Annotated in this window: 3 protein-coding genes and 1 pseudogene; 3 read left to right on the top strand and 1 reads right to left on the bottom strand. The window is 72.5% G+C overall.

Annotation, left to right across the window (positions count from 1 at the left end; genetic code table 11):
- The 3 genes and pseudogenes from H0I76_RS17955 to H0I76_RS17945 form a co-directional block, all read left to right on the top strand.
- Positions 1 to 1744 (top strand): annotated as a pseudogene (locus H0I76_RS17955) (AAA family ATPase); the annotation flags it as partial.
- 96 nt (positions 1745 to 1840) lie between these two features.
- On the top strand, positions 1841 to 3676 hold the full coding sequence (locus H0I76_RS17950; protein WP_200613167.1) for a PHA/PHB synthase family protein: 1836 nt from the start codon (positions 1841 to 1843) through the stop codon (positions 3674 to 3676).
- 89 nt (positions 3677 to 3765) lie between these two features.
- On the top strand, positions 3766 to 5061 hold the full coding sequence (locus tag H0I76_RS17945) for an amidase (RefSeq protein ID WP_200613164.1): 1296 nt from the start codon (positions 3766 to 3768) through the stop codon (positions 5059 to 5061).
- 7 nt (positions 5062 to 5068) lie between these two features.
- On the opposite strand, the gene H0I76_RS17940 is transcribed toward H0I76_RS17945, so the two are convergent.
- Positions 5069 to 6037 carry a Gfo/Idh/MocA family protein gene (locus H0I76_RS17940; protein WP_200613161.1) on the bottom strand — a complete coding sequence of 323 codons (969 nt, stop codon included), beginning with the start codon at positions 6035 to 6037 and terminating at the stop codon, positions 5069 to 5071.
- Positions 6038 to 6066 lie beyond the last annotated feature (29 nt).

Genomic DNA, 6066 nt, shown 5'->3' with positions numbered 1-6066 from the left:
GGACCTCGACCGCGCCGCCCGGGCGGCGGAGTCGCTGTCGCGCGCCGAGGGACGCAAGGCCGAAACCGCGGCCGCGCGCGAGGCCGCCGCGGCCGCGCAGGCACGCGCCGAGGCCGAACTGCGCGAGGCGGAGACCGCCGCCGAGACCGCGGGCCGCAGCATGGAGGCCGCGCGCCGCGCGGCCCGGGCGGCCGAGGCGGCAAGCCGGTTGGCCGAGTTGCGCGCCCGGCTGGAACGCGCCGAGGAAGCCCGGCGCCGGGGCGAGCAGGCGGCGGCCGAGGCCCGGGGCCTGGCCGTGCCCGACGCCGAGCTGGCCGCGCTCGACGCGCTCGAACGCCGGATCACCGAGCTGAAGGCCGCCCTCGCGGCCTCGGCGCTCAGGCTCACCGTGAACTACGAGGCAGGCGCCGCAGGCCGGGTCCGCCTGGGCGACGTGGTGCTCGCGGATGGCGAGACGCGCGCGCTCGCGGGGCTCGTGACGCTCGATCTCGACGGGATCGGGCGGCTGACGCTGGCGCCGGGCGAGGACCGGGGTGCGGCCGAGATCGACGCCGCTCTCGAAACGGCCGAAGCTGAGCGGCGGGACGCGCTTGCGCGGCTTGGCGCCGAGGATCTCGCGGCGTTGCGCGCGCGCGCGGCGCGGGCGGCCGAGGCGCGCAGCACCGCCCGCAGCGCGAAAGCCGAGCTCGACGCCCATGCGCCCGAGGGGCTCGACGCGTTGCGGCTGGCGATCGGTCAGCTCGAGGACGCAACGGCGCCCTCGGACCCAGGCGAGAGCGCGGCCGACCCGCAGGCGGCCGAAGCCGCGCACGCGGCCGCCGTGACACGGCTGGGCGAGGCGCGCGCCGCCCGCGAGACCGCGCGCGCGCGCCACGAGGCAGCCCGCGAGGCCGACATCAACGCCAGCCACGAGCTGACCCGGGCGCGCGAGGGGCTGGACGCGCTCGACGAAACACTGGGCCCCGAGGATGGCCGCACCGCGCGGCTGGCGGCGTTGCGCGCGGCCGAATCCGAGACCGCCGACACCCATGCCAAAGCCCGCGCCGGCGCCGAAGCGCTGCGCGCCGACGCCCCCGATCTTGCCGCTGCCGAGGCCGCGGCGACCCGCGCAGCCTCGGCCCTCGCCCGTGCGCGCGAAGAGACCGAGCAGCTCGAGCGCGAGATCGCGGGGCTCACGGGCCGGATCACCGCCCGCGCCGAAGAGGCGATCGAGGAACGCCACGAGGAGACGCGCGGTCGGCTCGAGGCGGCGCGGGCGCATCTGGGCCACGTCGAGGCCGAGGTCGCGGCGCTCACGCGCCTCAGGCGCGCGCTCGACGAGGCCCGAACGGCGGCACGGGACCAGTATTTCGGCCCGGTGATGGCCGAGCTTAAGCCACTGCTGGCGATGCTGCTGGACGAGGCGTCGGTCGGCTTCGACGACACGACGCTGTTGCCCGAGACGCTGGGCCGTGACGGGCAGGACGAGGCCGTGGCCGCCCTGAGCGGCGGGACGCGCGAGCAGCTTGCGGTGCTCACGCGGCTTGCCTTCGCGCGGCTGCTCGCGCGCGGCGGGCAGCCCGTGCCGGTGATCCTCGACGACGCGCTGGTCTATTCGGACGATGCGCGCATCGAGAAGATGTTCGACGCCCTGCACCGGCAGGCGCGCGACCTGCAGATCATCGTCCTGACCTGCCGCGCCCGCGCCTTCGAGCGACTGGGCGGCCAGGGGCTGCGCATGACCGACTGGCGGCCGCAGGACTAGACGCATCCCCGCCGCCGCGCCTGATATTGCGCTGCATCAAGGCCGGCGCGCCGCCTCAGCGCTATCAGGACCTGTCAATGAGATTCGGAGGTCGTGATGCCCCAGCCCAGCACGCAGCCCGCGGGACTTTTGGTCGATGGGACCACGTCGCGGGCGCGCCCGCTTTTGCCGAGGATCCCGCTCCCGCCCGAGGCCGAGCTCGACAGCTACTCGATGACGGCGGCTGGCGAGATCATGGACCACGCGACCCGGGCCCTGATCGCCCGGATGACCGCCGGCCTCTCGCCCGCGGCGCTGTGGGCGACATGGGCGGACTGGGCGATCCACCTGGCGACCTCGCCCGGCAAGCAGAGCCAGCTGGCCTCGAAGGCCCTGCGCAAGGCGATCCGCCTCCAGCGCTACGCGGCAAGCTGCGCCTTCTCGCACGCTGCCGACGAGCCCTGCATCGAGCCGCTGGCGCAGGACCGCCGGTTTCGCCACGAGAGCTGGCAGAAGCCGCCCTTCAACCTGATCTACCAGAGCTTCCTGCTGACCCAGCAGTGGTGGCACAACGCGACCACCGGCGTCCGCGGCGTGACCCCGGGGCACGAACGCGCGGCGGAATTCGCGGCGCGCCAGGTGCTCGACATCTTCTCGCCGTCGAACTTCATCGCGACCAACCCGGAACTGCTGGAACGCACGCGCGACGAATTGGGCCAGAACCTGGTGCGCGGTGCGCAGAACCTGGTCGAGGACCTCGACCGCATGGCCGCCGGCAAGCCGCCCGTCGGCGCCGAGGACTTCCGCGTCGGCCTCGATGTCGCGGTGACGCCCGGCAAGGTCGTCTACCGCAACCGCCTGATCGAGCTGATCCAGTACGCGCCCGCGACCGACAAGGTCCGGCCCGAGCCGATCCTGATCGTGCCGGCCTGGATCATGAAATACTACATCCTCGACCTCAGCCCCGCGAACTCGATGGTGCGCTATCTCACCGAGCGGGGCTTCACGGTGTTCATGATCTCGTGGCGCAACCCGAGCCCCGAGGATCGCGACCTCGGCATGGAGGACTACCGCAAGCTGGGCCCGATGGCCGCCCTCGACGCCATCGGCGGCATCTGCCCCGGCCAGAAGGTCCATGCGGTGGGCTACTGCCTGGGCGGGACGCTGCTCTCGATCGCGGCGGCGGCGATGGCACGCGACGGCGACGACCGGCTGCAAAGCATCAGCTATTTCGCGGCGCAGAGCGATTTCTCGGAGGCAGGCGAGCTCATGCTCTTCATCAGCGAAAGCGAGGTCACCTTCCTCGAGGACATGATGTGGGAACAGGGCTTCCTCGACGCCAAGCAGATGGCGGGTGCCTTCCAGCTGCTGCATTCGAACGACCTGATCTGGTCGCGCATGCTGCGCGTCTACCTGATGGGCGAGCGCGACCCGATGAACGACCTGATGGCGTGGAACGCCGACACCACGCGCATGCCCTTCCGGATGCATTCGGAGTACCTGCGAAAGCTGTTCCTCGACAACGAGTTGTCGGCCGGAAAGTACGAGGTCGAGGGCCGCCCGGTCGCCTTGGGCGACATCCGCGTCCCGGTCTTCGCGGTCGGCACCGAGACCGACCACGTCGCGCCGTGGCGCTCGGTCTTCAAGGTGCACCAGCAGACCGATGGCGAGGTGACCTTCGTCCTCACCAAGGGCGGGCACAATGCGGGCGTGGTGTCGGAGCCGGGGCACCCCCGGCGGCATTACCGCATCGACATGCGCACGCACGACATGAACCATCGCTCGCCCGACGAATGGCTGCAGAAGGCCACGCTGCGCGAGGGATCGTGGTGGCCGGCATGGTGCGACTGGCTCGAGGCGCGCTCGGGCGAGCCGGCGACACCGCCGGGCTTGGGCTTCGCGGCGGAGCCGGGGCTTCCGGACGCGCCCGGCACCTATGTCCTCATGACGTGACAGATGCGAACGCCATGGCGCGGGCGCGGGCCGGGCGCTAGGATCTCCGCCGCTCACCCCAAGGTGCAGCGGGCGGCGGGAGAGGCGCAATGGCCGAGCCATGGACACTGACGGCAACCGGGATCGCGGTGCGGATCCGTGCGGGCACGCTGCGCAGCGAAGAGGCCGTGCTTTCCTGCTTCCACCGCATCGCGGCACGCGACGGCACGGTCCAGGCCTGGGAATGGCTCGATCTGGACGGCGCGATCTACGAGGCCCGCGCGCGTGACGCCGAGCCGCCGCGCGGGCCGCTGCATGGTGTCCCCGTCGCCGTGAAGGACATCATCGACACCGACGACATGCCCACCGGCTATGGCTCGACGATCTATGCCGGGCACCGGCCCCAGCGCGACGCCGATTGCGTCGAGCGCCTGAGGGCGGCCGGCGCGGTGATCCTGGGCAAGACGGTGACGACCGAGTTCGCGACCTACCGGCCGGGGAAGACGCGCAATCCGCACGACCCGGGGCGCACGCCCGGCGGGTCGTCGAGCGGCTCGGCGGCGGCGGTCGCCTCGGGCATGGCGCCGCTGGCGCTCGGCACGCAGACCGTGGGCTCGGTGATCCGGCCGGCATCCTTCTGCGGCGTCGTCGGGTTCAAGACGAGCAAGGGGCGCGTGCCGATGACCGGCGTGAAGCCGCTGGCGGCGGCGCTCGATTCGCTGGGCGTGTTCTCGCGCACGGTCGCCGATGCCGCGCTGTGGTTCACGTCCGTCACCGGCGAGGCGGTGCCCGAGCAGCATGGCTCGGCCGCGCGCGTCGGCCTGGTCCGCACGGCGCACTGGTCCGAAGCCGAGCCCGAGACCCGCGCCGCCGTGGAGCAGGTGGCCGCACGCCTCAAGTCGGCGGGTGGCGAGGTGGGCGAGCCCGATCTCCCGCCCGCCTTCGCGCGGCTCGCGGAGGCGCAGGACATCATCTTCGCAACCGGCGCGGTCGCGGCACTGGCGCAGGAGTGGAAGGAGCAGCGCCACACGCTGAGCCCCCAGCTCTGCGCCGTGCTCGAGCGCGGCGAGGCGGTCTCGGAGCAGGAACTGGCCGATGCGCGCGCCGTCGCCGAGTCATGCCACGCGACGATGGCGCGGCTGTTCGGAAACTATGACCTCATCCTCGCCCCGGCCGCGAAGGGCGAGGCGCCGCGCGGGCTCGAGACCACCGGCGACCCCCTGTTCAACCGGATGTGGACCCTGCTTCTGGGCCCCTGCGCGACCCTTCCCGCCGCGAGCGGGCCAAACGGCATGCCGGTTGGCGTGCAGTTCATCGGCGCCTTCCGCCGCGATGCCACTTTCCTGGGGCATCTTGGCTGGGCCGCGCATGTGCTGGGCCTCGACCACGGGGTCGAGCCGGTGTGACGCGCGCTCAGTCGGGCGCGAGGATCCCCTCGACCAGCTCCTGCACGCGGAGGGCCCCGGCGAAGTTCGGCAGGACGTGCGGCGCCCCGTCGAGCATCTTCACCACCTCGTCGAGCTGGAGCATGTAGGCGTCGAGGGCCGGGTTCTCGATCCCCGTCAGGGCGTCCTCCCACCCGTCGCCGGTCGAGGACGAGAGGCGGTAGAAATCGCCGAGCCGGTAAGAGCGCGCCTCGCCCCAGAGGGTGAACTCCACGAGAACGGGCCCCGCCCCCCCGACCGAACCCGCGAGCGTCACGGGGACGCCGCCGAACTCGAGCTGTGCCAGAATATGGGTCTCGGCATCCTCGTCGCCGCCCGGATAGGCCGCCGAGGCCGCGATCAGCTCGCCAGGGCCGAAGAGCGCATCGCTCAGGTAGAGGAAATGGGTCGCGACCTCGCGGGTGAAACCGCCCTCGGCCCGTCCCGCGAGCCATGTGGCCGAGGCCTGCCACCCGCGTGGCCAGCGCGTGAAATGCAGGCGGATGTCGGCGCCCGCGATGCGGCCAAGGCTGCCGTCTGCCAGCGCCTGGCGCATCACCCCCACCCCGCGCGCCGCGGCCAGCGAGAGATTGACGGCCTGCACCGCCCCGGCCTTCTGCGCCTGCGCGACCAGTGCGCGGCTGTCGTCGAGATCGACGCCGAGGGGCTTCTCGCAGAACACGGCCTTGCCCGCCGCCATCGCCGCGCGCGAGTAGACGCCGTGCGCCCGTGGCGGAACGCCGATATAGACGAGATCGACACCGCCCGAGGCGATCAGCGCCTCGGCACTGTCGGCGATCACGAGGCCCGGGAAATCCGCCACGGCCTGCGCGCAGACGGCGGGATCGCGATCCCATCCGCCGGCGATCCTGAGCCGCCCCTGTTTCGGCATGTTGGTCAGCATCCGCCGGCCGATCACGCCGAGGCCGATGATCGCGACATTGTAGGTCTGAGGCATCTTCCTGCTCGCTGTCTGCGCGTGGGGCC

Origin of the sequence: Thermohalobaculum xanthum, from assembly GCF_016623495.1 — a bacterium.
GTDB lineage: Bacteria > Pseudomonadota > Alphaproteobacteria > Rhodobacterales > Rhodobacteraceae > Thermohalobaculum > Thermohalobaculum xanthum.
Note: the sequence above shows the minus strand (reverse complement) of the source record. Positions and strands in the feature narration are given on the sequence as shown.

Coding starts and splice junctions, on each gene's coding strand:
- H0I76_RS17950 (WP_200613167.1), top strand. CDS start 1,841: ATGCCCCAGCCCAGCACGCAGCCCGCGGGACTTTTGGTCGATGGGACC.
- H0I76_RS17945 (WP_200613164.1), top strand. CDS start 3,766: ATGGCCGAGCCATGGACACTGACGGCAACCGGGATCGCGGTGCGGATC.
- H0I76_RS17940 (WP_200613161.1), bottom strand. CDS start 6,037: ATGCCTCAGACCTACAATGTCGCGATCATCGGCCTCGGCGTGATCGGC.